The following is a 25,690-nucleotide window of genomic DNA, read 5'->3' as shown; positions in this document are numbered from 1 at the left end:
CCGGACGCGGCGCCCCCCGTCGCAAAGCCCGCAGGCGGTCAGAGACCGGCGTCCTGCGCGATCTGAGCCCGCGACTTGCGGGCGCGTTCCGTGGCGGACTTCAGCTGGCCGCAGGCGGCCATGATGTCCTCGCCCCGGGGCGTGCGGATCGGCGAGGCGTACCCGGCCTTGTGCACGATATCGGCGAAACGCTCGATCCGCTCCCAGTCCGACCGCTGGTAGGGCGCGCCGGGCCATTCGTTGAAGGGGATCAGGTTGATCTTGGCCGGGATGCCCTGGATCAGCTTCACCAGCCGCCGCGCGTCGGCGTCCGTGTCGTTCACGTCCTTCAGCATCACGTATTCAAAGGTGATCCGCTCGGAATTCGACAGGCGCGGGTATTCGCGCAGCGCGTTCAGCAGCTGCTCGATGTTCCAGCGCTTGTTGATCGGCACCAGCTTGTTGCGCACCTCGTCCGTGGTGGCGTGGAAGCTGACCGCCATCAGGCAGCCGATTTCCTCGGCGCATTTGGCGATCTCGGGCACCACGCCCGAGGTCGACAGCGTGATGCGGCGGCGCGACAGGGCGATGCCCTCGCCATCCATGGCGATCTTCATCGCGTCGCGCACGTTGTCGAAGTTGTACAGCGGCTCTCCCATGCCCATCAGCACGATATTGGACAGCAGGCGCGGGCCGTTGTCCCCCGTGCCGGTGCCGGGCGCGGGCCATTCGTCGAGATCGTCGCGCGCCAGCATGATCTGGCCGACGATTTCCCCGGCGGTCAGGTTGCGCACCAGCTTCTGCGTGCCGGTGTGGCAGAAGGAACAGGTCAGCGTGCAGCCGACCTGGCTGGAAATGCACAGCGTGCCGCGATCGGTCTCGGGGATATAGACCACCTCGACCTCGTGCCCGCCGGCGATGCGGACGAGGTACTTGCGCGTGCCATCGGCAGAGACCTGCTTCGACACGATTTCCGGCAGGTCGATGGTGAATTTCTCGGCCAGAAGCGCGCGGTAGGGCTTGGCCAGGTTGGTCATCGCCTCGAACTCGCGCACACCCCAGTGATAGAGCCACTGCCAGATCTGGTTGACCCGCATCTTGGCCTGCTTCTCGGGCGTTCCCGCCTCGATCAGCGCCTCGCGCAGGGCGGTGCGGGTCAACCCGATCAGGTTGACCTTGCCGCTTTCGCCCTCGGGCAGCTTGCGGGGGATCGTCAGGACGTCCTGGGTGATGGGTGTTTCGGCGGTCACGGCAGCGAGTCTCCGGGTTCAGAAGCGGCGCGTATACACCATTTGGGGCTTCAGGGAAACGGCATCAACGGGCGCGTCATGGTGACACGCCCGCAAACTGGCCTGGTCTGGTGCGGCGGGTCCGCAGTCGTTCGACGGACCCGTGATCGGTCTGGCTGGCGATGCACCGCTCGGACACCCCTGTCCGATGATGGTTCACCGCGGCACAGGCGCTCTTAGCTGGAACAGCGCTGCGCGGCATCCTCGACGGCGGCGGTGAAGCCGAGCAGCGAGAAGGTGTCTTTCGTCGTGGTGCCCCGGCTCGACCGGGCGGTGGCCACGGCATCGGCGCCGCGCTTCATCGCGGTGATCAGGCGCGCGTCGTCCTGCGGCGTGGCCGGCCAGGCCCATTCGCCCTCGGTATAAAGCTCGAAGGTGGTGCCGCCGATATCCAGCTCGACCGTAGACCCGCTGGCGAAGGGATACCCGCCGGTAAAGGCGACCTGACCGCTGACACCCGCCCCCGGACGGTGGAAGACCATCAGCAGGATCTCGCCCCGCGTCACGGCGACAACCCGCCCGTCCTTGGTGTTGACGCTTTCCTTGTAGGTGGTCACCGCCCAGCATTCGCGCGGATCGTTGCCTTCGAAGACAGACCAGTCGGTCATCGAGATCGACGCGGTTGGTGCTGGAGTCCTGTGCCGATGCCATGCCTGCACCGAGCGCCAGCACACACGCACCCAAGACCCGCCCAAGTCCTGAAATCATTTCTGCAGCCTCCAGCTGACTGTGCCCCATTTTCTCTGCCCCTTGCCCGCCTTTTCATGGCGTTTGAGGTATATGGGCATTGTGTCTCGACGGCGGGACAATAGCCTGAAAAAACCGGGGCGTGAAAGCCCTGTTGGCAGATTATCGCTCAAGCGTGAGGTGCATGTTATGACCGGCCCCCATCCCATGGTCGAAATTCATCGCGGCGGTTTTGTCGAAAGCCGCCACAGCGGACATGCCGTGGTTTGCGATTCCGGCGGCACGATCGTCGAGGCCTGGGGCGACCCGGATGCGGTGATCCTGCCGCGAAGCGCCGCCAAGATGCTGCAGGCGCTGCCGCTGGTGGCCTCGGGCGCGGCGCGAGCGGCGGGGCTGGGGCCGCGCCAACTGGCGCTGGCCTGTGCCTCGCATCAGGGCGCGCCTCTGCATGTGGCCGAGGTCGGCACATGGCTGGAGCGGCTGGGCCTGAGAGCCGAGGATCTGCGCTGCGGCCCCGAACCCTCACGCGACAAGACCCTGCGGTTCGAGATGATCCGCACCGGACAGAGGCCCGGGCGGATCCACAACAACTGTTCCGGCAAGCACACCGGCTTTCTGACGCTGGCGCGGCATCTGGGGACCGGGCCGGATTACGTGGCGCCCGAGCATCCGGTGCAACGCGCCTGCCGGGCGCATTTCGAGGACATGACCGGCGCCCCCAGCCCCGGCTTCGGGATCGACGGCTGTTCCGCCCCGAACTTCGCGACAACCGTGGCCGGGCTGGCGCGGGCCATGGCGCGCATGGCAGGGGCCGCCGGTCGGGCCGGGGCGGCAGAGCAGGCCAGCGCCGCACTGGTCGAGGCCATGATCGCGCATCCGGATCTGGTGGCCGGAGAGGGCCGCGCCTGCACGCTGCTGATGCGCGCGGCCTCAGAGCCGGTGGCGATCAAGACCGGGGCCGAGGGGGTCTTTGTGGCGATCCTGCCGCAGCGCGGGCTTGGGCTGGCGCTGAAGATCGCCGACGGGGCGACCCGCGCCTCGGAATGCGCGGTGGCGGCGCTGCTGGTCCGGCTGGGCGTGCTGGAGGCCGGCCACCCGGATGTCGCGCGCTTCCTGAACCCGCCGATCCGCAACTGGGACGGCCAGGTGACGGGCGAGATCCGCACGGCGGACCGTTTCGGCTGAACGCGCGAAGTCTTCGAAGACTTCGCACCGGAAATCGGCGCGATTTCCGCCACCGGCACCGGGCACCGCGCGCCCGCAGGCCGTCACCAGTCGCGCATGTAGCCCTGCAGGTACAACAGCGCGGTCAGGTCGCCGTGGTTCACGCGCAACTCGCATTGCGCCTGAACGCTGGGCTTGGCATGCAGGGCGACGCCCATGCCCGCGCGGCCCAGCATGCCCAGATCGTTGGCCCCGTCGCCCACCGCGAGCACCTCCGCGGGGGTGAGGCCCAGCCGCGCGGTGATCGTCTCCAGCGCCTGCACCTTGGCCTCGCGGCCAAGGATCGGGCGCCCGACCTCTCCGGTCAGCAGGCCGTCTTCGACCAGCAGGGTATTGGCCTGGTTCTCGTCGAAGCCCAGCAGCGCCGCGACCCGCCCGGTGAAAGCGGTGAACCCGCCCGAGACCAGCGCGCAGTGCCCGCCTTCCGCATGCATGCGGTCCAGCAGGGTCCGACCGCCGGGCATCAGGGTGATGCGGGTCTCGACCACACGGTCGATGACCGCCTCGGGCAGGCCCTTCAGCAGGGCGACCCGCTCGATCAGGGCGCCCTCGAAATCCAGCTCGCCATTCATCGCCCGCGCGGTGATGTCCTTGACATGGGCGCCCACCCCGGCCTCTTCGGCCAGTTCGTCGATGCACTCCTGCTGGATCATGGTGCTGTCCATATCCGCCAGAAGCATCCGCTTGCGGCGCCCTTCGGCGGCCACGAGGTTCAGGTCGGCCATATCGGCCACCTCTGCGCGGAGCCGGTCGAACTCGGCGGGGCACGTCGCGACCGGGAATTCCGCCGCCTCGTCCGGGGCCAGCCAGTCCACGGTGCCGCCACCGCAGGCGTTGCGGAGGCTTTCGACGAGGGCGGCATCAAGCCCGCCGGGCCGGGCGATCAGCGATACGATGAACATGGGCGGTCCCTTTGCCGGTTTCGGCGCGGTTTTGGCATCAAGCGCCCCGCTTGACCAGAGCGCCAAATGTCTTCGAAGACATTTGCCCGGATTTTCGAAAATCCGGCGCCCGGGTCAGGCGAAGCTGCCCTGACAGAACCAGCCCGGGGACAGCCTGTCGCCATGGGCGTAGTACAGCCACAGCCGTTCCCCGTGATCGGTATCCACAAGCCAGTAGTCGCGCGGGCCGCTGCGCCACTCCGGGTCGTCGAACCACCATTCCGGCAGGATGCGTTCCGGCCCGGTGGCCTGCGTCACCCGCCAGTCGCGGCGGCGCCAGCGCAGCCGCTCGGGCGGGCGCGGCACGTCGGGCGCCATGACCGGTTCCGGCGGCCAGAGCATCAGCGGGCGCGGCCCCGGCGGCGCGGGCCAGTCCGGCGCCGGGGCCGACCATGCCGCCGCCAGCACCTGCGCGGCCTTCTCGGGGATGTGGCTTTGCGCCGGGTGGCGGCGGGTCACCGCCTCCATCCCCAGCCGCGCGCCGAGCCGCCCGATCAGGTCCTCCAGCGCCGCACCGCCCGCCGGGCGCCGGGCGCCTTGGGCCGCTGCCTCGAGGTGGCCGGCGGCGGTGCGGGCGTGCAGCGGCTCGTGCTGCACCGCTTCCAGCCGCAGCATGTCGATGCCCGGGCCCGCGTCGAAGGCCCCGACCCGCATCCGCAAGAGATCCATCAGCCGCGCCGCCTCGGCGCTGGCCACGGCGGCGGTCACCACCTGCCACTGCATGACATGATCGCAGCGGTGCGCCTCGACCCGCAGCACCCGCGCGCCACGCCCCTGCCCCGTCAGAAGGGTGCACAGACGCTCTGTCATCCGCCGCAGCGCCTCTGTCACGTCCTCTTCCAGCCCGATCGGATCGGGAAGGGTCAGGCGGACGGCAAAGCGCCGGGGCGGCGCGGTCGGAGAGACCGGTTCCTGCGCGCTGCCCAGCGCCTGATCGAGCCGGTCCAGAAGGCCGCGCCCGAAGCGGCGGGTGACGCTGGCGCGCGGCAGCCCCAGCAGGTCCTGCACCCGGCGCAGGCCCAGCCGGTTCAGCTGTTCGCAGGTCGCCGCGTCCAGCCGCAGGGCCGCCACCGGCAGCGGCGCCAGCGCGCGCCAGGTCTCTCCGGGCCGGGCGATGGTGCCCGCGCCGGTGGCCCGCACCGCCGGGGGCAGGGTGGCGCCACCGCGCTCCCAGTGGCGGCGCTTGCCGGCGCGGGCGCGGGTGGCGGGCGCCTCCTCGGTCGATGGCATCGCCCGTGCGCGCCGTCCCGGGCCGTGCCCCCGCGTAGCGCGCCAGCGCCCATGCCCCGCCCAGCGTGTCGGCGATGCCCACCCGCGCCGTCAGCCCGAGGTCGGCGCAATCCTGCACCACCTGCGTGGCCAGCGCCTCTTCGCCGCCGAAGAGATGCGCGCAACCGGTCAGGTCGATCACCAGCGCGGCGGGCGGCTCCGCCGAAACCCAGGGCGAGAACTTGCCCGCCCAGCGGTGCAGCGTGCCAAGGAAGGCGGCCTCGCGATGCGCCACGCGGGGCCGCGTCAGCAGGTCGGCGCACATGGCGTAGGCGTCGCGCAGCGGCTGCCCCGGATAAAGCCCCGCCTGCGAGGCCGCCAGCGACAGCGACCCCAGCACCTGCGCCGGGCCATCCTCGTCCACCGTGGCAAAGGGCAGTTCGGCCAGGTGCGGCTCTGCCCGGATCAGGCGTTCGGCACCGAGGCGGGGAAACCAGAGCGAGAGGATACGGCGGGCGGGCATGCGGGAATCGACAGCATATGTTCACTTTACGTTCTACAATGTCGATACGGGCCGAGTCGAGTCCGCTCTGCGCGCCTTCTGCGCCGCACGGCCCTCTGCCGGCGGCCAGCCCGCCCGGGCCGCCCAGACGGAAAGCGCCCCCCGCAGACCTCTGCGGGGGGCGCCAGACAGCGTCTGACCGCAGACCTCAGCTTTCTTCCGGGGCCGTGCGGACGTGGAAGGGCTGAGTCGCGCCCTGCTTCGATTCGCCCAGGAAGATGGTCTGATGCGGGAAGGGGATCTCGATGTTGCGCTCGTCGAAGACCTGCTTGAGGTAGCCGTTGTATGCGCGCCCCACACCCCACTGCGTGCCCGGCTCGCACTTGATCCGGGCGCGCACCACGACGGCGCTGTCGCCGAAGGCATTCACGCCGAACCATTCCAGCTCGTCCATGATCTTCGCGGCCTGCTCGGGGTCGGCCCGCAGCATGTCGAAGGCATCGTGCATCGCCTGTTTCACATCCGCGATGTTCTCGCGGTAGGCCACGCCCATGTCGCAGACGAAATAGCCGAAATCGCGCATGAAGTTCGACACCATGTCGACCGAGGAGAAGGGGATCAGGTGATAGGCCCCGCTGACGTCGCGCAGCGAGACAGAGCGGATCGTCAGCTTTTCCACCACGCCGGTGGTGCTGCCCGCCGTCACCACGTCACCCACGTTCATCGCGTTCTCGAACTGGATGAAGATGCCGGTGATGATGTCCTGCACCAGCTTCTGCGCGCCGAAACCGATGGCAAGGCCCAGCACCCCGGCAGAGGCCAGAAGCGGCGCGATGTCCAGCCCGATCTCGGACAGCACGAACATCAGCGTGATCACGAAAAGCGCGATGGTGAAGGCGTTGCGGGCCAGCGTCAGCAGGGTCTTTTCCCGGGCCGTGGCGACGGTGCCGAACTCGGGGTTCAGGCGGTAATCCACCCAGGACGTCATGGCGACCCAGATGATGAAGGCGACCAGCAGCACCGCGCCGACCGAGAAGATCGTGCCGGTCAGGCGCAACCCGATCTGGCTGGCCATCCAGGCCCGCAGGTCGATCAGGTTGATGGCGTTCAGCGCAATGGCGACCACGCCGACGAAGATCAGCGCCCGCAGCACGAAAAGCGCCTTGGGCACGAAGGTGTTCAGCCGCCGCTCCAGAAGCGGCAGGCGGGCGTTCACGGCCTCGGGCAGTTGCACGCCGCGGACCATGGCGCGGGTCAGGATACCCGACAGGGTGATTCCCAGCAGGATGACCACCAGCACCTGACCCGAGTTCATGAGCGACCGGAAGGCGGCATCGGCGGGCTGCACCAGCACCAGCATCAGCATCACCACCAGATACAGTAGCACCGGCCAGTGCCAGTGCCGCATCAGGAAACCCAGCGCGCCCCCGCGCCGCTGGTCCAGCTCGGCGTCGGCTTCGGGCTCTGCCATCGGAAACTCCTCTGGCGTGTCCTCGGTCTCCGGCGCCTCCGCCGTGGAAAGGCGGCGCTCTGCCGGCATCGGCCCCTCGGCCAGGACAGAGCCATCCGCCGCAACCGCCCGTTCCGTCAGGACGGCGCCTTCCTCGACCACGATCCCGTCCTCGGTCACCGTCGCGGGGGTTCCGGTCTGGGCAAGGTGCTGCTCTGCCGCGTGGTGGTGGACGGGCTGCGCGCCGCGCTGCAGCCACTCGGCCACCGGCCTGCGGTTGCGCAGCACCATCCAGATGGCAATCGCCACGACCACCAGCGCCACCAGCGCCGAGAGCGCGCGACCGGCGGCCAGCGAGACATTGGCATTGAGGATCGGCACCACCAGAAGCTGGCCATAGCCGACAAGGCTGATGATCCAGTTCAGCCGGCTTGCCAGATAGGCCGCCGCCTCGTCCGAAACCGGAAGCGGGCGCAGGTCGCGGGCGCTGGGGGACAGGGCCATGCGCATGACGACCTTGGCCATCTCGACCAGCAGGAAGGCATTGAGATACAGCGTCTGGCGAATGCCGATCTCGCCGAAGTTGCCCAGGAACAGCGTGGCGATCAGGTAGCCGGTGGCCCAGGCGACGACGACGATCAGCGCGTCGATCAGCCCCGAGGCAAGGAACAGCATGACCGTCCGGACCACCCCGCTTTCCGCCGCGCTGGCCCCCATGCGCCGGTACAGCGCCTTGCCCATGCGCCGCAGCACCAGATAGACCGCCACCGTCACGACGATGATCAGCGCAAGCTGTTGCAGCGCCTCGACCAGCACACCGGCCTCGTTGCCGCTGAAGCCGTCGAAGACAGCGGGGATGGTGTTCAGCTGCGCCCAGAGCGCGGCCAGACGCGCGGCAGAGCTTTCCGCCACCTCCTGCGTGATCAGGGCAATGCGGCGGCTGAAGGACAGCGCTTCGGGCGGCGGCGCCTGCTCTCCGGCAAGGGCATCCACGACCCCGTCGCCAACCGGTTTCTCCGCCGTCTGCTGCGCGGCGCGCAACTCCTCGATCAGCGCGGCGCGGCTTTGGTCATCCTCGATGACGTCCAGCAGCAGATCGAGGCTGCTGGGCGGCGGCGGCGTCGCCTCTGCGTCCTGAGCCAAGGCGCCGGAAGGCGAGAGGGACCCCAGCGCCAGCGTCACAAGCGCCACCAGCGTCAGGAGCCAAAATCTGAATATCGTCATGTCACCACGTGTCTTGTCGTTCTGCCCGGCAGGGGCGCCCCGGTGTTCTGCCTGCGGAAGCATGCGACCGGCCCGGGGCCCTGCGCCCCACTGTCCAGCGCGGACATAGCCCGGGGCAGGCCGGATACCAGCCAAAGCTTGGCGACAGGGGCGGTTTCTGCCAGTTTCAGCCCAAACGACATCAGGATAACGCGATGCGCAACCGGATAAGGGGCCTTTATGCCGGAGACAGCGACGCGGCGCACAGGTTCCGCTATGCGCTTCTGGCCTTCGACGTGGTCACGATCCTCTATGTGATCCTGACCTCCTTCTCGAACCACGGGCCGGTGGTCGAAACCATCGACGTGCTCTTCGGCATCGTCATCCTCGCCGATTTCTCCGCGCGGATCTGGATCTCGACCAACCGCTGGCGGCTGCTGACCCGGCTGAACACTGTCGCGGACATGGTGGCCATCGTGTCCTTTCTTGCGCCGCTGGCGGGCGAGGGGCTGGGCTTCATGCGCGTGCTGCGGACGCTGCGCCTGCTGCATACCTATCAACTGTCGGAACGGCTGCGGCAGGATTTCCCCTACTTCCGGCGCAACGAGGACATCATCCTTGCCGTCCTGAACCTGTCGGTCTTCATCTTCATCATGACCGGGCTGGTCTACGCGACCCAGCACCTGACCAACCCGCAGATCCGCAACTTTGCCGATGCGCTCTATTTCACCGTGACGGCCCTGACCACCACCGGCTTTGGCGACATCACCCTGCAGGGCACGCTGGGGCGGATGATCTCGGTTGTGGTGATGCTGTTCGGGATCACCCTGTTCCTGCGGCTGGTGACCGTGCTCTTCCGGCCCGACAAACTGCGCGTGCCTTGCACCCGCTGCGGGCTTGTGCTGCACGATGCCGACGCGGTGCACTGCAAGCACTGCGGCAAGGTCATGAACATCGAAACGGAGGGCCAGCTATGAGCCTGACCCTGAGAGAAGCGGCACGCGGCGCCGACGATGCGCTGGTCTGGGAGATCATCCGCCCGACGGTGGAAAGCGGCGCCTATTTCTGCGCCGACCCCGACGGCGGGATCGCGGGCGGGCTGGCCTATTTCTGGCCCGAGACCGCCCGGGTCTGGATCGCCGAAGAGGCCGGGGAGCCGCTGGGCTGCTTCTACCTGCGGCCCAACCAGCCCGGCAACGGCAGCCACGTCTGCAATGCCGGATACTGCACCACCGGGGCGGCCCGCGGGCGCGGCGTGGCGCGGCGGATGCTGGATGCCTCGCTGGACGAGGCGCGGCGGCAGGGCTTCGCCGCCATGCAGTACAACTTTGTCGTGGCCACCAACACGCGGGCCATTGAGATATGGCAGCGCGCCGGGTTCCAGACCGTCGACCGCCTGCCCGGCGCCTTCCGGCATCCGGACAAGGGCCGCGTGGATGCTCTGGTGATGTTCAAGGAACTGTGACCGCGCAAATGAACTTTCAGCCCCGGCAGGGCGTTGGCGTGCAGAACCTGTGACGAAAGGACTGACCCCATGACCCTGACCAAAACCGCCATCGTCGGCGCTGCCATGATCCTCGGAACCGCCGCTGCCGCCCAGCAGGCGCCCTACCTGACCCTGAACGTCGGCGAGATGTCGCGCGAGGTTTCGAACCAGGAGGTTCTTCTCAGCGAGCTCGAGGCGACCCCCGCAGGCCCGACCCTCGGCGTCGACCTGACACCGGATGCGGCGCTGTGGCTGACCGAGGCCGTGGCCGCCAACCCGGGCGCCCAGATGAGCATGTCGATCTGCGGCAACAAGCTGGTGACCCCGCTGGTCGGCGACATGATCACCGACGGCTCGATGAAGGTGACCGGCTCGATGGAAACCTTCGAACCGCTCTATGCCAGCCTGACCGATGGCGTGGTCGATTGCACCGTGCTGCCCGAGATGTAATCGGCGCCGGAACCTGAACGACGCGAGGCCGGGGATTGTCCCCGGCCTTTGTCGTTTCCCAACCCGGCCCTCGCATCCGCGGCCCCGCCGGGTTAGGAAGGCACCAACAACGGAGGCCACATGGCAGACAGCAAGCTCCTGGCGGTCCTGATCGACGCCGACAATACATCGCCGCGCTACACCAAGGCGATCTTCGACGAGATCGCGACACTGGGCGAGGCCTCGGTCCGCCGGTGCTACGGCGATTTTTCCAGCCAGCAGATGTCGGGATGGAACAAGGTGCAGGCGGAATTCGGTCTGGTGCCGCACCACTCGCCCGCCAATACCGTCGGCAAGAACGCCAGCGACATCGCGCTGGTGATCGACGCGATGGACCTGATGCACCGCGACCGCTTCGACGGCTTCGTGCTGGTCTCGTCGGATTCCGACTTCACCCGGCTGGCCAGCCGCATCCGCGAACAGGGTCTCGATGTCTTCGGCATGGGCATGCAAAAGACCCCGGATGCCTTCCGAAAGGCCTGCAAACGGTTCATCTTCCTGGAAAACCTCGACAGCGCACCCGAAAAGGGCACCGAGGCGAAGCCGAAGAAGAAGCACGACCTGACCGAGGTGCGCGACCTCATCTTCAAGGCGATGGATGCAATCGAACAGGACGACGACTGGTATCGCCTGGGCGACATCGGCCAGGTGATCACGGCGGCAAACCCGGATTTCGACACGCGCACCTACGGCAAGCGCAAGCTCTCCGACCTCGTGGGCGAGTTGAAGGTCTTCGAGACCCGAAAATCCTCCTCCGGCAACCAGCTTCTGGTGCGGCGCGTGGACTGAGGCCTCCCGCCGCTCCTGCCGCGACACGAAGATCCTGCCGGGCCTTCGGACCAACTGCGCTGCGACCACCCCCGCAGCAGCCCGCGTCCAGCCGAAGGCCGCGCCGCCCCCTCTTCTTTGGTCTTCCAAATACCCTCGGGGGAGCGCCGCAGGCGCGGGGGCAGAGCCCCCTCTTCCGGGACAACGGGCGTCCACGAATGCTTTACCGACTCACCATAGGGTAGAGGGCGGTAGGGAGGGGGAACATTGAAATCCCGCAAAGCCACCGCGCGGTGGCCCGGCGACGCGGGCGCGTCTCAGAACCGGTCCAGCAGCCTTTCCAGGTAATCGCGTTCCTCCTGCGACCGGTCCGCGTCGCCCGACCGACGGCGCAATTCGCCCAGCAGCTCCTCGGCCCGGCGATAGACGTCCTCGCCCTGCAACAGCCCTTCGTCGGTGCCGACCCGCCCCGAGTTGCCGGAATCGCGGCCCAGCGGATCGCGCTGTTCGCGCGGGTCGCCGCCCTCGGCAAAGCCCTGCTGGCCGCCGCCCTGCTGCTCCTGCTGCTGCTCGGCCATGGCCTCGCCAAGGCTGCGGATGCCCTCGCGCAGCGCCTCCATGGCCTGGCTCTGGCGGTCGATGGCCTCGGCCAGGTCGCCGTCGCGCAGCGCCCGTTCGGCCCCGTCCATGGCTCCCTCAGCGCGCTCCAGCGCCTGCCCGGCGCGCTCTCCGGCTTCGCTGCCCTGCCCCGGCAGGTTCCGGCGCTGGCGGTTCAGTTCATCCCGCAGCGCCTGCTGACGCTGGGCAAGCCCGTCCTCCAGCGACCCCTCGCCGCCCTGACCCGGCTGCCCTTCGGCGCGATCCCGACCCTGCCCCTGACCGGGTTGCTGGCCGGGCTCTTGCCCCGGTTGCTGACCCGGCGGACGCCCGCCCTGCTGGCCCTGGTTCAGGTCGCGGAACGCCTCGTCGGACAGCTCCTGCTGGTCGCGCAGCGTCTCGGACAGGCCCTCCATCGCCTGCTCGCCCGGCGACTGCCCGCCCTGGCCCTGCCCCTGGGTGATCTGCATGTTCTCCAGCATCTCCTGCAGCTGGCGCATCGCCTCGGCGGCCTCGGCCATGCGGCCCTCTTCCATCAGCTCCTGGATGCGGTCCATCATGCGCTGGATGTCGTCCTGCGACATCTCCACCATGTCCTGCGGGTTGCCGCCCTGCTGCATCTCGGGGTTCTGTTCCCGCTGGCGCTGCTGTTCCTGCGCCAGCTGGCGCATGTAGTCGCGTGTCGCCTCGCGCAGCTCCTGCATCAGCTCGGCGATCTCCTGCTCCGAGGCGCCGTTCTTCATCGCCTCTTCCAGCCGCTCCTGCGCGCGCTGCATGCGCTGGCGCGCGTCCTCCAGGTCGCCCTCTTCCATCTCCAGCGCCAGATCCCAGAGCGCCCGGGCGATCTCCTCCTGCTGGGCGTCGGTAAAGCCGTAGGGCGCCAGCGTCTCGATCCGCTCCATCAGCAGCCGCGTCCGCAGCGCCATCATGTCCTTGCGAAACAGCTCGTCGGGCCGGTTCAGCACCGCCCGCAGGGTCACCGCGATGTCCTCCGCATTCAGGCGGTTCCACAACAGCGCCTGCCGCTGCTCGATCACCGCCGCCGCGACCGGGTCGAAGAAGCGCCGCCCGGGCAGCGTCAGATACTCCGGTTCCGACAGGCCGCGCTGGCCGCGCCCGTCCTCGACCCCAAGCTCCAGCCGCACCGGCAGGTTGGCCCAGTGCATGTTCCGAGAAATTGGCCACCAGCGTTTCGGTGAATTCGGACCGGGCGCCGGTGACCGGCATCGGCAGGGGCACCTCGATCACCGGGCGCGCTTCGGGGTCGATGGCACGGCCATAGCGCCGGTCGACCGCCTCCAGATCCAGCGCGATCCGCGCCACGCCCGCAACCACGCCATGGTCGTCGGTCCCGGCAAAGGGTATCTGCGCCTCGCCCTCGTAGCTGGTCTCGATCTCGCCCTCGCGCCGCACCGAGGGTGCCTCGTCGGGCACCATGGCAATCTGCCAGACCCGCCCGCCGGGGCCGTCAACGGCCACCTGCCCAGAGCGCAGCACCTCGAAATCCTGCGCCGTGTCCTGCGCCTCGGCCTCGCTCAGATCCCGGCCCGACACATCCTCGGCCACCGACAGGGCGCCCACCTCGCCATACATGCGCAGGGTGATCTCGGCGCCCTCGGGCACCGACAGGACGCCGGTGATGTCGTTCAGGTAGACCGTCGGCAGGCGCGTGTAGGACGGCGGCTGCATCCAGCCTTCCCAGGCCGGGCCCTGCGCCAGATCCGGCCCGCCCGCGCCCATCGAGGTCACGGATTGCACCCGCATCAGCGACCCGAAGAGGATCGCCACCGACAGCACCAGCAACGCCGGGTAGCGCAGCGCAAAGGGATCGACCGCGGCGACCCGCATGTCCGGCTCGACCGCGCGCGCCCCTTTCAGGCGGTCGCGCATGCGGGACTGATGCGCATGCCAGACCGCCAGCGAGGCCGCGTCCCCGGCGCCGATGGCCTGCCTGTCCAGCGCCGCCTGAATGGGGTTGCCGCGCATCGTCCGGTCAAGCCGCGCCAGCGCCTCGCCGCGGGTGGGCCAGCGGAACATCCGCAGCCCCCGCCACAGCGCCCAAGCGGCCCCGGCCAGCAGCGCAAGCCCGGCGCCCCAGACCCATTCCACGGCGACCTCATCCTGCAGCCCCAGCATCAGCAGACCCAGCGCCACGAATGCCGGGGACCACAGCGGCCAGAAGGCCCGGGTTCCGCGCTCCGCCACCATGCCGGCGCGCGTCAGCGCCAGCGGCCAGCGAAGCGTGCGGAAAATTCCCTGTGCGGAGGTCTGACGGTCGGTCGTGGCGCGGTCAGGGGCCATGTCGCTCCTCGCAAGCTGGATGCCTGCAAGGAGGATACCCTACAGCCATGCAGGGATCGTATCGCGGTTTATCATCTCGTCAAAGGTCGTACCGGGCGCGAATGACCGAGAATTGATCGGCTCGAACCAGCACCTCGGGCACCAGCGGACGCGAGTTGTACTCGCTCGCCATGACCGCGCCATAGGCCCCGGCAGAGCGGAACGCCACGAGATCCCCGGCCTTGACCGGCGGCAGGTCGCGGCCCTTCGCAAAGGTGTCGCCGCTTTCGCAGACCGGGCCGACCACGTCGAAGGGCGCCATCTCGACACCCGGCGCCGCCTCGATCACCGGCACGATGTCGTGATGCGCCTCGTACATGGCGGGCCGCAGCAGGTCGTTCATCGCCGCGTCGAGGATCAGGAAATTGCGCCCCTCGCCCTCTTTCACGTAGATCGTGCGGGACACCAGAATGCCCGCGTTGCCGACGATCAGCCGCCCCGGCTCGATCTCAATCTCGCAGCCCAGGTGGCCGACGGTGCGCTGCACCATGGCACCGTAATCCGTGGGCAGCGGCGGCGCCTCGTTGGACCGCGTGTAGGGAATGCCCAACCCGCCGCCCAGATCCAGCCGCGTGATCTCGTGGCCATCGGCGCGCAGCACCTCGGTCAGCTCGGCGACCTTGCGATAGGCCTGCTCGAAGGGCTCCAGCTGCGTCAGCTGGGATCCGATATGCACGTCGATCCCCACCACCTTCAGCCCGGGCAGCGAGGCCGCCTCGGCATAGGCGGCCCGCGCCTTGGCGATGGGAATGCCGAACTTGTTCTCGGACTTGCCGGTGGCGATCTTGGCGTGGGTCTTGGCATCCACATCCGGGTTCACCCGCAGCGCGATGGGCGCCTCGACCCCCAGCGCCGTGGCGATGCGCGAAATCGCCCGCATCTCCGGCTCGCTCTCGACGTTGAACTGGCGGATGCCGCCCTGCAGGGCGGCGCGGATCTCTCCCTCGGTCTTGCCGACACCGGAAAACACGATCCGCTCACCCGGCACGCCCGCCGCCACGGCGCGGGCGTATTCCCCGCCAGAGACCACGTCCATCCCGGCGCCCTCCTCCGCCAGCGTCTTCAGGATCGCCTGGTTCGAAGCCGCCTTCATGGCATAGCAGACCAGATGCGGCCCCCAGGCCAGCGCCTCATCGAACAGCCGGAAATGCCGCACGAGGGTCGCGGTGGAATAGAGGTAAAAGGGGGTCCCCACCTGCTCGGCGATCTCGGCCACCGGCACGTCCTCGGCCCAAAGCTGCCCGCCCCGGTAGATGAAATGATCCATTGCGCCCTCCTGGAAACACGCGCCGCTCTACCGCAAAGCCCCGGGCCGCAAAACCCCCGATTTCGCGGGCTTGCGGTCACCCCGCAACAAGGCCTTCGACGTGCCATGCGTTACAAATCGCCCGGAAACTCTCGCGCGCGTCGCCCTTCTCTGGTCCGAAAATACCGCGGGGGGGAGGCTGAAGGCCGGGGGGCAGAGCCCCCCTCATCTCGCGCGGGCTGACACGGGATCAGACCGGCCGGGACCGGAACCACAGGTACAGCGGCAAGCCGCAGCTGACACCGATGCAGAAGGTCGCAGGGATCGCCAGCAGCGCCACCCAGTTGCGGCGCACCGCGACCTCGGCCAGCACCCACAGCGTCAGGGTCACCGCGGCGATGGTCAGATCCGAGGTCAGCCCGCGCGTGGCGTCGGTGACGAACCACGCGTCGACCAACCCCGGCAGGTCCCAGCCGTTGGCGGACAGCCAGCGCAGGAAATAGGCCATCGGATGCACCGCACCCCAGACCGCCAGCGCCAGCCAGAGATGCCGCAGCATCAGCGGCTGCCGATGCCGACCTTGGCGGTGCCGGTCACCGTGACACCGGCCTTCTCGCCCGTCCCGGGGCGCTCCGGTTCGCCATCGGCGCCGCAGGCCGCAAGCGTGACCATGACAAGGATCAGTCCAAGCCGTTTCATTGCAGAATCTCCTTCCAGCGCGCCACCTGCGCGCGCACCTGCGCGGGCGCCGTGCCGCCGTAGCTGACCCGCGAGGCCACCGAGTTGTGCACCCCCAGCACGTCGAAGATGCCCTCGGTGATCGCCCCGTTCACCCCCTGCATATCCGCAAGCGTCAGGTCCGGCAGGTCGCAGCCGCGGCTTTCGGCCATGGCCACAAGCGTCCCGGTGACGTGATGCGCCTCGCGGAAGGGTAGCCCGGTTTCGCGCACCAGCCAATCCGCCAGGTCGGTCGCGGTCGAGAAGCCCGCCGAGGCGGCGGCCTCCAGCGCGGGCACATTGGCGGCCATGTCGCGGACCATGCCCTCCATCGCGGCCAGCGCCAGCATCCAGTTGTCAGCGGCGTCGAAGACCTGCTCCTTGTCTTCCTGCATGTCCTTGGAATAGGCCAGCGGCAGCCCCTTCATCACCATCATCAAGGCCACATTGGCCCCGAAGATCCGTCCGATCTTGGCGCGGATCAGCTCTGCCGCGTCGGGGTTCTTCTTCTGCGGCATGATCGACGAGCCGGTCGAGAAGCGGTCCGACAGGGTGACAAAGCGGAACTGCGCCGAGGACCAGATCACCAGCTCTTCGGCGAAGCGCGACAGGTGCATGGCGCTGATCGAGGCCACCGACAGGAACTCCAGCGCGAAATCGCGCGCCGACACCGCGTCGAGCGAGTTCGCCATGGGCGCGGCGAAGCCCAGTGCCTCGGCGGTCATCTGGCGGTCGATGGGAAAGCCGGTGCCGGCCAGCGCGGCGGCGCCCAGCGGCGATTCGTTCATCCGCTTGCGGGCATCGCGGACCCGGGACAGATCGCGCGAAAACATCTCGACATAGGCCATCATGTGGTGGCCCCATGTCACCGGCTGCGCGGTCTGCAGATGCGTGAAGCCCGGCATCACCCAGTCGGCCCCGGCCTCGGCCTGCGCCAGCAGCGCCTTCATCAGCGCCTCCAGCCCGGCCTCGGCGGCGTCCAGCTGGTCGCGTACCCAGAGGCGGAAATCGGTCGCCACCTGATCGTTGCGCGACCGGCCCGTGTGCAGGCGGCCCGCCGGTTCGCCGATGACCTCTTTCAGCCGCGCCTCGACGTTCATGTGAATGTCTTCCAGCGCGGTCGAGAATTCGAAGGTTCCGCCCTCGATTTCTGACAAGACCGTGAGCAATCCTTTCCGGATCGCCTCGGCATCGCTATCACTGAGGATGCCCGTGGCAGCCAGCATGGCGGCATGGGCCCTCGACCCGGCGATATCCTGCGCCGCGAGCCGCTTGTCGAACCCGATCGAGGCGTTGATCGCCTCCATGATCGCGTCCGGTCCGGCGGCAAAGCGACCGCCCCACATCTGGTTCGAGGTCTTCGACATGCCCTGTCCTTCGGAGGTCAAATGAATAAGCTGGTTCACGCGCTGCTCTATACCGCCACACTGGCGCTTGCAAACCCGGCGCTGGCCGATGTCGAGGCCGCCAAGGCCTCTGCCACGGGCGACATGAAGAAGCTGGTCTGGCACAGCGACCCCGACCCGGCCTCGGATACGGGTTTCATCACCTTCGACGAGAAGCCGCTGACGCTGGCCGACTGGCAGGGCAAATGGGTTGTGGTGAACTTCTGGGCGACCTGGTGCGCGCCCTGCAAGAAAGAGATGCCGATGCTCTCGGCGCTGCAATCCGACATGGGCAGCGAGACCTTCGAGGTCGTGACCATCGCCACCTCGCGCAACGCGCCCGCCAAGATGCAGGACTTCTTCGAGGAAATCGGCGTCGACAACCTGCCGCTGCACCGTGATCCGCAATCGGCGCTGGCGCGGTCCATGGGCGTGTTGGGCCTGCCGGTGACGCTGATCCTGAACCCCGAGGGCGAGGAAGTCGCCCGCCTGACCGGAGAGGCCGACTGGGCCTCGGACGAGGCCCGCGCGATGCTGACGGCGCTGACCGGCGCGGGATCGTGAACAAACCCCCGGGCCTTGCGGTCCGGGCGGCCCCCGGCTCGCGGGCCTTCGACCAGATCACGATCCACGCGGGACGGGCCTTTGGTCCCCGCAGAGCCATGCCGCTGTGAAACCCGGCCGCAGGGCAGAAGCGGTCTTAGACCTGTCTGAGCATGCCCGGGCGGTAGATCACCGGCGCGGGTTCGACCTCGGGTTCGGGCGCGGCCCCGGTATCGGTTTCCGTGGCGGGCGGATGGCAATCGGGACCCGGAGCGACACGCTGTTCCACGGCTGACGCATCCCCCCGAAAGGGGCTCATCGTGTAAGCCAGCGATGCCGGGATGGCCAAGGCAAGGGCCAGGAACAGGGTGCGCATGTCGTCTTGTCGCTCCGGGTCGTCGGCCCCCACCGACAGGGGCAAACTGGGCGGAATTACGGCAGCGGGCAACAGGGTTTCGCCACAAACCGCCGATAGCGCCCCAGGCCGGAAACAATCCGCCCCCAGGGCGCTGACCGTTGCGCATGCACGTGTGGCTGGCAGCCGCCGCACGGCCAGGGGGGCGAGATCACCCCCTGCGAAAGCCCGCCGCCGGATCACCGGCAATAGGCACCGTTTCCGTGTTGCGCGATGTCGAAGTGGAAGTGGTCTTCGTGGTGGCCGTCGGATCCCGGCCCCAGCACCGTGCCGAAGATCCCGCAGGCCCGGCTGTGCATGGTCTTGAGGTCCGGCCCGTAGGTCTTGGAGCGCCAGTCGTTCAGCACCGTGACCTGCGTGCCGTCGCGCAGGTGGATCGCAGAGATGTCGATGGCCCGGCCCTTGGCATGTTCGGACAGGCGCGCGCCCCGCTTGTGGTTGCGCGTCCGGCAGGCGTAATGCGCCGCGACCCGCAGCTCTCCGATGCCGCCGCCCTTGGCGCCCACCGCCGGCACCGCCGCCACCTGCAACCATTGCTTCAGCGCCTTGGCGGTGCCGCATTCGATGGTGGCCGACTGGCTCAGGCCGATGTGCCCCACCGCCCGCAGCCGCACCGCGTTCTCGACGCCGCAGCCGCCCGGTCCGGGAATGTCGCCGATGGCCTCGCCCACCAGCAGCGGGTCGCCACAGAGCCCCCCGCCCTCGACAGAGCCGTCCTTGCCGAAGGCGGCGGCGAAGAGGGCCTTCATGCCCGCGACCCCCTCCTTGGCCCGGTCCTTCGCGCCCCCGCAGCCGGATAGCATCAGGGCAAGCATCAGGGTCAGGGCAATCGGTTTCACGGGTCTACCTTCGCACGGCCAAAGTCCGGTTTATCCGTATCCTGTCCGGCCTGCAGAATGCCACGGCGGATGGCCCGGGTGCGGGTGAAATAGGCGTGAAGCTGCTCACCGTCGCCCGTCCGGATGGCGCGTTGCAGGGCGAAAAGCTCTTCGGTGAAGCGGCCCAGCATCTCGATGGTGGCTTCCTTGTTGGTCAGGAAGACATCGCGCCACATGGTCGGATCGCTCGCCGCGATGCGGGTGAAGTCGCGAAACCCGGCGGCAGAGAACTTGATGACCTCTTTCTCGGAGACCTTCGACAGGTCGTCGGCCACGCCCACCATGGTGTAGGCGATGAGGTGCGGGATATGGCTGACCACGGCGCAGACGAGGTCGTGGTGGTCGGCCTCCATCCGCTCGGTATTGGCGCCCAGCCGGTGCCAGAACGCCTCCAGCCGCGCGACATCCGCCTCGGGCGTGCCGGGGGTCGGCACGATCAGGCACCAGCGGTTGTCATAGAGCGAGGCAAAGCCCGCGTCCGGCCCGGAATGCTCTGTCCCGGCCATGGGGTGCGCGGGTACGAAATGGACACCCTCGGGGATGTGCGGCGCGACCTCTTCGATCACCGTGCGCTTGACGGACCCCACGTCGGTCACCGTGCAGCCGGGCTTCAGGTGCGGCGCGATCTCGCGGGCCAGCGGGCCCATCGCGCCCACCGGCACGGCCAGCACCACGAGGTCGGCGTCCTGCACCGCCTCGACCGCGCTGTCGCAGACCACGTCGCAGAACCCCAGCTTGCGCGTCTTGTCCCGGCTTTCGGCAGAGCGCGCATAGCCGCGGATCTCGCCCGCCACATCGTCGCGGCGGCAGGCCCAGGCGATGGACCCGGCGATCAGGCCCAGCCCCAGCAGCGCAACCTTTTCGTAGACCGGCGTGCTCATCGCGCGCCGGCCTTGAACTGCCCCACGCAATAGGCCACGCGACGGCACGAGGCCTCGTCCCCCACGGTGATCCGCAGGCAGTTGGGCAGGTTGTAGCCCGCCACGCGCCGCACGATCAGCCCCTGCGTCTGCAGGTAGGCGTCGCAGGCCTCGGCCTCTTCGCGGCTGCCGAAACGGGCCAGCACGAAATTCGCCGTCGAGGTGTCGCAGGGCACGCCGTGCTCGGCCAGCGCCTCGGACAGCCAGGCCCGCAGGCGGGTGTTGTCGTCGCGGCACTTCTCGACATAGGCGGTGTCGCGCACGGCGGCCTCGGCGGCGGCCAGCGCGGTGCTCGACAGGTTGAACGGCCCGCGCACCCGGTTCAACACGTCAATGACGTGCTTCGGCGCATAGCCCCAGCCGACGCGCAGCCCGCCCAGCCCGTAGAGCTTCGAGAAGGTCCGCGTCATCACCACGTTGTCGCGCATCTCGACCAGCCGCGCGCCGCCGTCGTAGCCCTCGACATATTCGGCATAGGCGCCGTCGAGCACCAGCAGGCACTGCGGCGGCAGCCCCTCGGCCAGCCGCTCGATCTCGGCCAGACCGATCATCGTGCCGGTCGGGTTGTTGGGGTTGGCGATGAAGACCAGCCGCGTGTTCTCGTTGCAGGCATTCAGGATCGGATCCACATCCGTCACCCGCTCACGCTCGGGCACCTCGACCGGCGTGCCGCCCGCCGCCAGCGTGCTGATGCGGTACATGGCAAAACCGTGTTCGGTGTGGATCACCTCGGTGCCCGGCCCGGCATAGGCCTGGCAGAGAAAATGGATGACCTCGTCCGAGCCGACGCCGCAGATGATCCGCGCCGCATCCAGCCCGTGCATCTCGGCAATCGCCTGCCGCAGCGCGGCATGATCGGTCGAAGGATAGCGGTGCAGCTCATGCACGGTCCGCCGAACCGCCTCCTGCGCCGCCGGGCTGGGGCCGTAGGGGTTCTCGTTCGAGCTGAGCTTGACCACGTTGCTGACGCCCTCGACGGTGGCCTTGCCGCCTTCGTAGAGCGCAATTTCCATGATCCCGGGCTTGGGTTCGATCTGTGCCATGCCGTTCTCCTTGACCCGGGTTGCATACCTGCCGGGCCGGGCCAAGAAAAGCCGGAAACGGGCGTCAATCCGCGCCGGTCCGGCGATGCCCGCGCCGTGTTTTCCGGGGCGCTTGCGATGAAAGCCGGTTTGCGGCCTTTCCCGCCCGTGTCGGCCTGACCGGGGCCGCGATCTTTCCCGGGCCCCGCCAGATCGGGCGCCGCAGGCCGCTGACCAGCGTCGTCCCGCCGGGCCCGGCCATCCGCGCGCCGATGCCGGGCGACCGGGGGCCGATGATCGTCGCCCAGGGCGACAGCGCGGGGAGGCTGCGGGCCTTCGGCAACAAAGGCCGTTTCGCGGCGCCGACCGCAGGGGCCGGGCTTGTCGGCCCGGTCACCCGGCATGGCGGCAGGCGCGATCACCCGCCCCGCCGCCAGTCTCGCGCCGGTCGCGGGCGGGCGGAAAGCCCTTCACAGCGCAGCGGTCGGGTTGATCCCCGTGGCCGAAAAGGGCTTTCCCCCGGCGGCGACGGCAGCGCGACAGCGCCGGCGTCCCGGCAGGAAGCCCGCGCGCCCTACCCGCCTGCCGAACCGAAGAGCGTGCCCATCCCGCCGTCGACGCGCAGGTCCACCCCGGTGACGAAGCCCGCCGCGTCCGAGGCAAGGAACAGCGCCGCTTCTGCCACGTCCCAGGCCGTGCCCTGACGGCCCATCGGCACCTTGGCGGCGCGCGCCTCGGCCAGCGCCTCGGGGTCGGTGCCCGGGCCGATGAAGCTGGCCGCGTGCGGCGTGTCGATCATGCCCGGCAGCACGCAGTTGGCCCGCACGCCGCGATGCGCGTATTCGATGGCCACCGACTTCGACAGCCGCTGCAGCGCCGCCTTCGACGCCTCGTAGCCGACGTAGCGATACGGCCCGTTCGATTCCCCCGCCAGGCTGGAGATATAGACGATGGCGCCGCCACCCTGCTCGAGCAGCGGCAGGGCCGCCTGCGTGCAGTGGAAGGCCGCGTCGAGGTTCACCGCGAAGACCTTCTGCCAGTCCGCGAAACCGGTCTGTTCGACGCCGCCTGGCGTGCTGATGCCGATGTTGAAATGCAGGATGTCGAGGCCGCCCATGGCGCGCGCCGCCTCTGCCATGCCCTGCGCGGCCCCGGGGTCGGTCATGTCCCCGGCAAAGACCTCTGCCGCGCCGCCTTCGTCGCGGATCAGGGCCGCCGTCGTCTCGGCGGCCTCCGCGTTTCGGTCGACACAGAGCACCGTGGCCCCTTCGCGCGCATAAAGCACCGCCGCCGCCTTGCCGTTGCCCCAGCCTTCGCCAACCGATCCCGCGCCGATCACCACGGCGTATTTGCCCGCGACCCGCCCCATCAGTCGAACACCTTGTTCGGCAGCCACATCGCCAGTTCCGGCCATGCGATGGCCACGCCGAGGATCACCAGCTGGATCAGCACGAAGGGGATGATGCCCCGGTAGATGTCGCGCATCGACAGCAGGTTGCCCGCCGCGCCCTTCAGGTAGAACAGCGCAAAGCCGAAGGGTGGCGTCAGGAACGAGGTCTGCAAATTCAGCGAGACGAGAATCGCGAACCAGTAGATCATGTCGCCCCGCGCCACGTGCTCGCCCAAGTCCATGACCTGCACGATGGGCGCGAAGATCGGCAGCATGATCAGCGTGATCTCGATCCAGTCGAAGAAGAAGCCCATGAGGAAGATCATCGCCATCATCGCCATCAGCAGGCCCCAGTCACCGAAGGGCAGCGCATTGGCGCTTTCGACGATGAAGTGCTCTCCGCCAACCTTGCGGAAGATATAGCTGAAGGCGGTGGCGCCGACGAAGATGAAGAACAGCATCCCCAGCGACCGGATAGAGCCGTCCATGCTGTCCGACAGGGTGGCGCGGTTCAGGCGGTCGCGCAGCGCGCCCAGCAGCAGCGCCGCGCAGACGCCCACACCCGAGGCCTCGGTGGGCGTGGCGATGCCGCCGAGGATCGAGCCCAGCACGGCGACGATCATCACCAGCGGCGCCAGCACCGATTTCAGCGATTCCAGCCAGAGCCCCGCGCGATCCTCGTCCGAGGCGGGCTGGCGCGGCGCAAGCGAGGGTTGCAGGAAAGACCGCAGGACGATGTAGATCACATAGGCGCCCGACAGCAGCAGACCGGGCATCAGCGCGGCGACGAACAGGCGGCCCAGCGAGATCGACAGCAGATCGCCCATGAAGACCAGCATGACCGAGGGCGGGATCAGGATGCCCAGCGTCCCGGCGCTGGCCACGGTCCCGGCGGCAAGGCCCTTGTCATAGCCGCGCTCGACCATCGTGGGGATCGCCAGCGCGGTCAGCATGACGACAGAGGCGCCGATGATGCCGGTCGCGGCGGCAAGGATCGTGCCCATCAGCACCACCGCCAGCGCCAGACCGCCGGGCACCACGCGCATCAGCCGTTGCAGCGTCAGCAGAAGATCCTCGGCGATGCGCGTCTTCTCCATGATCAGGCCCATGAAGATGAACATCGGCGCGGCCACCAGCACCGCGTTCTCGATGGTGCCGGAAAAGATCCGGTTCGGCAGCAGCGTCGCGTGAACCAGCCGCATGTCGCCGGTCCAGACCGCAAGCAGGCCGAAGACCAGCGAGATGCCCATCAGCATGATCGCGACGGGGGCGCCCGAGAACAGCGCCACCACCAGCGACAGGAACATCGCGCCGGGCAGCGCGGCGGAAACCAGCTCGATCATATCCGCGGCTCCAGGTCGGGATTCTTCAGCGCGGCAAGGCAGCGGAACAGCACCGAAAGCCCGCCGAAGATGGTCAGCACGGCGCCAATGGGAATGGCGGATTTCACGATCCAGCGGTTCGGCAGGCCGACCCCGCCCGGCGATCCCTCACCGCGCTGGAAGCTGCGCAGGGTGAAATCGTAGCCGTACCATGTCAGCAGGGCCATGAAGGGGATCAGGAAGGCCACGATGGCCACGATCTCGAACCACAGCCGGGTGTTGCGGCGCATGTGCTGGCTGATCAGGTCGATGCGGACGTGGGCGTTCTCGACGTAGGCATAGCCGAAGCACAGAACCGCGATGGCGCCGTGCAGATGCCATTCCAGTTCCTGCAGCTTGAACGAGCCGGTGGAGAAGAACCGCCGCCCGATCACGTCGTAGAGGATGACGGCCATCAGCACCAGCAGCAGCCAGCCGCAGAGTTTGGCCACCGCCCGGCAGGGCAGCGCCAGCCGTTCGGACCACGTCAGCAAATCCATGGGAAACCTGTAGGGGAAGGGCCGGGCGGCACATCAGCCGCCCGGCGGGAGTGTTACTTGATGTAGGCGAGGTCGGCCCACTTCGCGAAGTCCTGGCGGAACTGCGACAGGCTTTCCCACGCGCGCTTGAAGTCGGCGTCGGCTTCGGACTGCTCGGCCACGACTTCGTCCCAAGCGCCGCGGAAGGCGTCCATCATCTCGTCGTTCCACTGGTGGACCGTGACGCCCGCCTCTTCCAGCTGGGCCAGCGGCTCAAGCTGCTTGGCCTCGCCCTCGGCAGAGGTCAGGGCGACATTGGCCGCGCAGGCGGTCTGGATCGCGAACTGCTTCTGCTCGTCCAGACCGTCCCAGACGTCCTGGTTGATGATGAAGGTGATCAGCGAGGTCTGCTGGTGCCAGCCGGGGAAATAGTAGTTGCCGGCGTAGTCGTTCATCGACACGGACTTGTCGATCAGCGGGAAGCTGACCTCGGCGGCGTCGATGGTGCCCAGACGCAGGCCGGTCAGCGTATCGGCCACCGGCATCGACTGCGCTTCGACGCCCAGCTTCTGCATGACGTTGGCGCCAAGGCCGAAGATCCGCATCTTCACGCCCTGAAGGTCTTCGGGCTTGTTGATCTCGTTGGCGAACCAGCCCGAGGCCTCGGGGACGAGGATGGTGCAAAGCTCGGTGTGGATGTTGTAGGGCTCGGTGATCTCGGCCCACAGTTCCTTGCCGCCGCCCTCATACCACCAGGCGGTGTATTCGCGCACGTCCGGGCCGAAGGGCACGGCGGTGAAGATCGCGGTAGAGGGGATGATGCCCTGCGCGAAGCCCGGAGAATACCAGCCCGCGTCGACCGCGCCGGTGGAGATCGCGTCCCACATCTCGTTGCCGCCGACGATGGCGCCCGGTTCGTTGAACTCGATGTTCAGCTCGCCGCCGGTCAGCTTGGACACCTGCTCGGTCAGGGTGACACCGCTGCTGCCCAGAAGCGGCAGCGAGGACGGGTAGATCGACTGCATCACCGGGTCCTGCGCATGGGCCGCGCCGGTCAGCGCCATGGACAATGCCACGGCAGAGGTCAGGGTCTTCATGGGGTCTCCTCCAGACTATGTTTTCGCGTCCATATGGTGGACGTCTTCTGTTGGCCGGCAGCCTAAGCGGGCC

At 68.4% G+C, this 25,690-nt stretch carries 20 protein-coding genes and 4 pseudogenes; 6 read left to right on the top strand and 18 right to left on the bottom strand.

Going from position 1 to position 25,690, the window contains the following annotated elements:
• Window positions 1–38: 38 nt before the first annotated feature.
• Both rlmN and ABFB10_RS09980 read right to left on the bottom strand, forming a co-directional pair.
• A complete protein-coding gene (rlmN, locus tag ABFB10_RS09985) occupies window positions 39–1,229 on the bottom strand; it encodes a dual-specificity RNA methyltransferase RlmN (protein ID WP_347166409.1) in 1,191 nt (396 codons plus the stop codon).
• 215 nt (window positions 1,230–1,444) lie between these two features.
• A pseudogene (locus tag ABFB10_RS09980) lies at window positions 1,445–1,976 on the bottom strand (invasion associated locus B family protein).
• 168 nt (window positions 1,977–2,144) lie between these two features.
• Here ABFB10_RS09980 and ABFB10_RS09975 point away from each other — a divergent pair.
• Window positions 2,145–3,140, top strand: coding sequence for an asparaginase (locus ABFB10_RS09975; protein WP_347166408.1), 996 nt, complete (start codon window positions 2,145–2,147; stop codon window positions 3,138–3,140).
• A gap of 83 nt (window positions 3,141–3,223) precedes the next feature.
• Here the strand turns inward: ABFB10_RS09975 and serB are convergent, their stop codons facing one another.
• From serB to ABFB10_RS09955, 3 genes and pseudogenes are all read right to left on the bottom strand, one after another.
• Window positions 3,224–4,081 (bottom strand): phosphoserine phosphatase SerB, encoded by an 858-nt coding sequence (gene serB / locus ABFB10_RS09970; RefSeq protein ID WP_347166407.1) that lies wholly within the window; start codon window positions 4,079–4,081, stop codon window positions 3,224–3,226.
• Between the two features lie 114 nt (window positions 4,082–4,195).
• Window positions 4,196–5,852: pseudogene (locus ABFB10_RS09965) on the bottom strand (Y-family DNA polymerase).
• 187 nt (window positions 5,853–6,039) lie between these two features.
• Window positions 6,040–8,505 (bottom strand): mechanosensitive ion channel domain-containing protein, encoded by a 2,466-nt coding sequence (locus tag ABFB10_RS09955; protein ID WP_347166405.1) that lies wholly within the window; start codon window positions 8,503–8,505, stop codon window positions 6,040–6,042.
• Window positions 8,506–8,699: 194 nt separating this feature from the next.
• Here ABFB10_RS09955 and ABFB10_RS09950 point away from each other — a divergent pair, with 194 nt between their 5' ends.
• The 4 genes from ABFB10_RS09950 (at window position 8,700) to ABFB10_RS09935 (ending at window position 11,248) form a co-directional block, all read left to right on the top strand.
• Window positions 8,700–9,461 (top strand): potassium channel family protein, encoded by a 762-nt coding sequence (locus ABFB10_RS09950; RefSeq protein WP_347166404.1) that lies wholly within the window; start codon window positions 8,700–8,702, stop codon window positions 9,459–9,461.
• Complete coding sequence (locus ABFB10_RS09945) at window positions 9,458–9,949, top strand: GNAT family N-acetyltransferase (RefSeq protein WP_347166403.1); 492 nt, start codon at window positions 9,458–9,460, stop codon at window positions 9,947–9,949. The genes ABFB10_RS09950 and ABFB10_RS09945 overlap by 4 nt, the downstream gene beginning before the upstream one ends.
• A 69-nt stretch (window positions 9,950–10,018) precedes the next feature.
• The gene (locus ABFB10_RS09940) at window positions 10,019–10,420 is read left to right on the top strand and encodes a hypothetical protein (RefSeq protein WP_347166402.1); all 402 of its coding nucleotides are present in this window, start codon (window positions 10,019–10,021) and stop codon (window positions 10,418–10,420) included.
• Between the two features lie 120 nt (window positions 10,421–10,540).
• Entirely contained in the window at window positions 10,541–11,248 is a 708-nt protein-coding gene (locus ABFB10_RS09935; protein ID WP_347166401.1) for an NYN domain-containing protein, read from the top strand.
• A gap of 296 nt (window positions 11,249–11,544) precedes the next feature.
• Here the strand turns inward: ABFB10_RS09935 and ABFB10_RS09930 are convergent.
• The 5 genes and pseudogenes from ABFB10_RS09930 to argH all read right to left on the bottom strand — a co-directional run bounded on the left by ABFB10_RS09930 (window position 11,545) and on the right by argH (window position 17,494).
• Window positions 11,545–14,125, bottom strand: a pseudogene (locus tag ABFB10_RS09930) (DUF4175 domain-containing protein).
• Between the two features lie 39 nt (window positions 14,126–14,164).
• Window positions 14,165–15,431 (bottom strand): annotated as a pseudogene (gene lysA / locus ABFB10_RS09925) (diaminopimelate decarboxylase).
• A 229-nt stretch (window positions 15,432–15,660) separates the two neighbouring features.
• Window positions 15,661–15,969 (bottom strand): DUF2834 domain-containing protein, encoded by a 309-nt coding sequence (locus tag ABFB10_RS09920; protein WP_347166400.1) that lies wholly within the window; start codon window positions 15,967–15,969, stop codon window positions 15,661–15,663.
• Entirely contained in the window at window positions 15,969–16,109 is a 141-nt protein-coding gene (locus ABFB10_RS09915; RefSeq protein ID WP_347166399.1) for an argininosuccinate lyase, read from the bottom strand. The genes ABFB10_RS09920 and ABFB10_RS09915 overlap by 1 nt, the downstream gene beginning before the upstream one ends.
• A complete protein-coding gene (gene argH, locus ABFB10_RS09910) occupies window positions 16,106–17,494 on the bottom strand; it encodes an argininosuccinate lyase (RefSeq protein WP_347166398.1) in 1,389 nt (462 codons plus the stop codon). Before argH ends, ABFB10_RS09915 begins: the two co-directional genes overlap by 4 nt.
• Window positions 17,495–17,515: 21 nt before the next feature.
• Here argH and ABFB10_RS09905 point away from each other — a divergent pair, with 21 nt between their 5' ends.
• Entirely contained in the window at window positions 17,516–18,076 is a 561-nt protein-coding gene (locus tag ABFB10_RS09905) for a TlpA family protein disulfide reductase (RefSeq protein WP_347166397.1), read from the top strand.
• 136 nt (window positions 18,077–18,212) lie between these two features.
• Here ABFB10_RS09905 and ABFB10_RS09900 read toward each other — a convergent pair whose 3' ends face one another.
• The 8 genes from ABFB10_RS09900 to ABFB10_RS09865 form a co-directional block, all read right to left on the bottom strand.
• A complete protein-coding gene (locus tag ABFB10_RS09900; RefSeq protein ID WP_347166396.1) occupies window positions 18,213–18,431 on the bottom strand; it encodes a hypothetical protein in 219 nt (72 codons plus the stop codon).
• Window positions 18,432–18,649: 218 nt separating this feature from the next.
• Window positions 18,650–19,309, bottom strand: a complete 660-nt coding sequence (locus tag ABFB10_RS09895; protein WP_347166395.1) for an extensin-like domain-containing protein — start codon at window positions 19,307–19,309, stop codon at window positions 18,650–18,652.
• The gene (locus ABFB10_RS09890) at window positions 19,306–20,229 is read right to left on the bottom strand and encodes a prephenate/arogenate dehydrogenase family protein (protein WP_347166394.1); all 924 of its coding nucleotides are present in this window, start codon (window positions 20,227–20,229) and stop codon (window positions 19,306–19,308) included. Before ABFB10_RS09890 ends, ABFB10_RS09895 begins: the two co-directional genes overlap by 4 nt.
• Window positions 20,226–21,311: a histidinol-phosphate transaminase gene (gene hisC / locus ABFB10_RS09885; protein ID WP_347166393.1), complete on the bottom strand. Its 1,086-nt coding sequence runs from the start codon at window positions 21,309–21,311 to the stop codon at window positions 20,226–20,228. The genes ABFB10_RS09890 and hisC overlap by 4 nt, the downstream gene beginning before the upstream one ends.
• A gap of 553 nt (window positions 21,312–21,864) precedes the next feature.
• Window positions 21,865–22,659: an SDR family NAD(P)-dependent oxidoreductase gene (locus tag ABFB10_RS09880; RefSeq protein ID WP_347166392.1), complete on the bottom strand. Its 795-nt coding sequence runs from the start codon at window positions 22,657–22,659 to the stop codon at window positions 21,865–21,867.
• A complete protein-coding gene (locus tag ABFB10_RS09875; protein WP_347166391.1) occupies window positions 22,659–24,023 on the bottom strand; it encodes a TRAP transporter large permease in 1,365 nt (454 codons plus the stop codon). Before ABFB10_RS09875 ends, ABFB10_RS09880 begins: the two co-directional genes overlap by 1 nt.
• The gene (locus ABFB10_RS09870) at window positions 24,020–24,541 is read right to left on the bottom strand and encodes a TRAP transporter small permease subunit (RefSeq protein ID WP_347166390.1); all 522 of its coding nucleotides are present in this window, start codon (window positions 24,539–24,541) and stop codon (window positions 24,020–24,022) included. Before ABFB10_RS09870 ends, ABFB10_RS09875 begins: the two co-directional genes overlap by 4 nt.
• Window positions 24,542–24,594: 53 nt before the next feature.
• Complete coding sequence (locus ABFB10_RS09865; RefSeq protein WP_347166389.1) at window positions 24,595–25,617, bottom strand: TRAP transporter substrate-binding protein; 1,023 nt, start codon at window positions 25,615–25,617, stop codon at window positions 24,595–24,597.
• Between the last annotated feature and the right edge of the window lie 73 nt (window positions 25,618–25,690).

Source organism: Ponticoccus litoralis, assembly GCF_039769985.1.
Classification (GTDB): domain Bacteria; phylum Pseudomonadota; class Alphaproteobacteria; order Rhodobacterales; family Rhodobacteraceae; genus Ponticoccus; species Ponticoccus litoralis.
Note: the sequence above shows the minus strand (reverse complement) of the source record. Positions and strands in the feature narration are given on the sequence as shown.

Bases quoted from the DNA above. Each gene is read 5' to 3' on its own strand.
- ABFB10_RS09975 (WP_347166408.1), top strand. From the start codon at position 2,145: ATGACCGGCCCCCATCCCATGGTCGAAATTCATCGCGGCGGTTTTGTC.
- serB (WP_347166407.1), bottom strand. From the start codon at position 4,081: ATGTTCATCGTATCGCTGATCGCCCGGCCCGGCGGGCTTGATGCCGCC.
- ABFB10_RS09955 (WP_347166405.1), bottom strand. From the start codon at position 8,505: ATGACGATATTCAGATTTTGGCTCCTGACGCTGGTGGCGCTTGTGACG.
- ABFB10_RS09950 (WP_347166404.1), top strand. From the start codon at position 8,700: ATGCGCAACCGGATAAGGGGCCTTTATGCCGGAGACAGCGACGCGGCG.
- ABFB10_RS09945 (WP_347166403.1), top strand. From the start codon at position 9,458: ATGAGCCTGACCCTGAGAGAAGCGGCACGCGGCGCCGACGATGCGCTG.
- ABFB10_RS09940 (WP_347166402.1), top strand. From the start codon at position 10,019: ATGACCCTGACCAAAACCGCCATCGTCGGCGCTGCCATGATCCTCGGA.
- ABFB10_RS09935 (WP_347166401.1), top strand. From the start codon at position 10,541: ATGGCAGACAGCAAGCTCCTGGCGGTCCTGATCGACGCCGACAATACA.
- ABFB10_RS09920 (WP_347166400.1), bottom strand. From the start codon at position 15,969: ATGCTGCGGCATCTCTGGCTGGCGCTGGCGGTCTGGGGTGCGGTGCAT.
- ABFB10_RS09915 (WP_347166399.1), bottom strand. From the start codon at position 16,109: ATGAAACGGCTTGGACTGATCCTTGTCATGGTCACGCTTGCGGCCTGC.
- argH (WP_347166398.1), bottom strand. From the start codon at position 17,494: ATGTCGAAGACCTCGAACCAGATGTGGGGCGGTCGCTTTGCCGCCGGA.
- ABFB10_RS09905 (WP_347166397.1), top strand. From the start codon at position 17,516: ATGAATAAGCTGGTTCACGCGCTGCTCTATACCGCCACACTGGCGCTT.
- ABFB10_RS09900 (WP_347166396.1), bottom strand. From the start codon at position 18,431: ATGCGCACCCTGTTCCTGGCCCTTGCCTTGGCCATCCCGGCATCGCTG.
- ABFB10_RS09890 (WP_347166394.1), bottom strand. From the start codon at position 20,229: ATGAGCACGCCGGTCTACGAAAAGGTTGCGCTGCTGGGGCTGGGCCTG.
- hisC (WP_347166393.1), bottom strand. From the start codon at position 21,311: ATGGCACAGATCGAACCCAAGCCCGGGATCATGGAAATTGCGCTCTAC.
- ABFB10_RS09880 (WP_347166392.1), bottom strand. From the start codon at position 22,659: ATGGGGCGGGTCGCGGGCAAATACGCCGTGGTGATCGGCGCGGGATCG.
- ABFB10_RS09875 (WP_347166391.1), bottom strand. From the start codon at position 24,023: ATGATCGAGCTGGTTTCCGCCGCGCTGCCCGGCGCGATGTTCCTGTCG.
- ABFB10_RS09870 (WP_347166390.1), bottom strand. From the start codon at position 24,541: ATGGATTTGCTGACGTGGTCCGAACGGCTGGCGCTGCCCTGCCGGGCG.
- ABFB10_RS09865 (WP_347166389.1), bottom strand. From the start codon at position 25,617: ATGAAGACCCTGACCTCTGCCGTGGCATTGTCCATGGCGCTGACCGGC.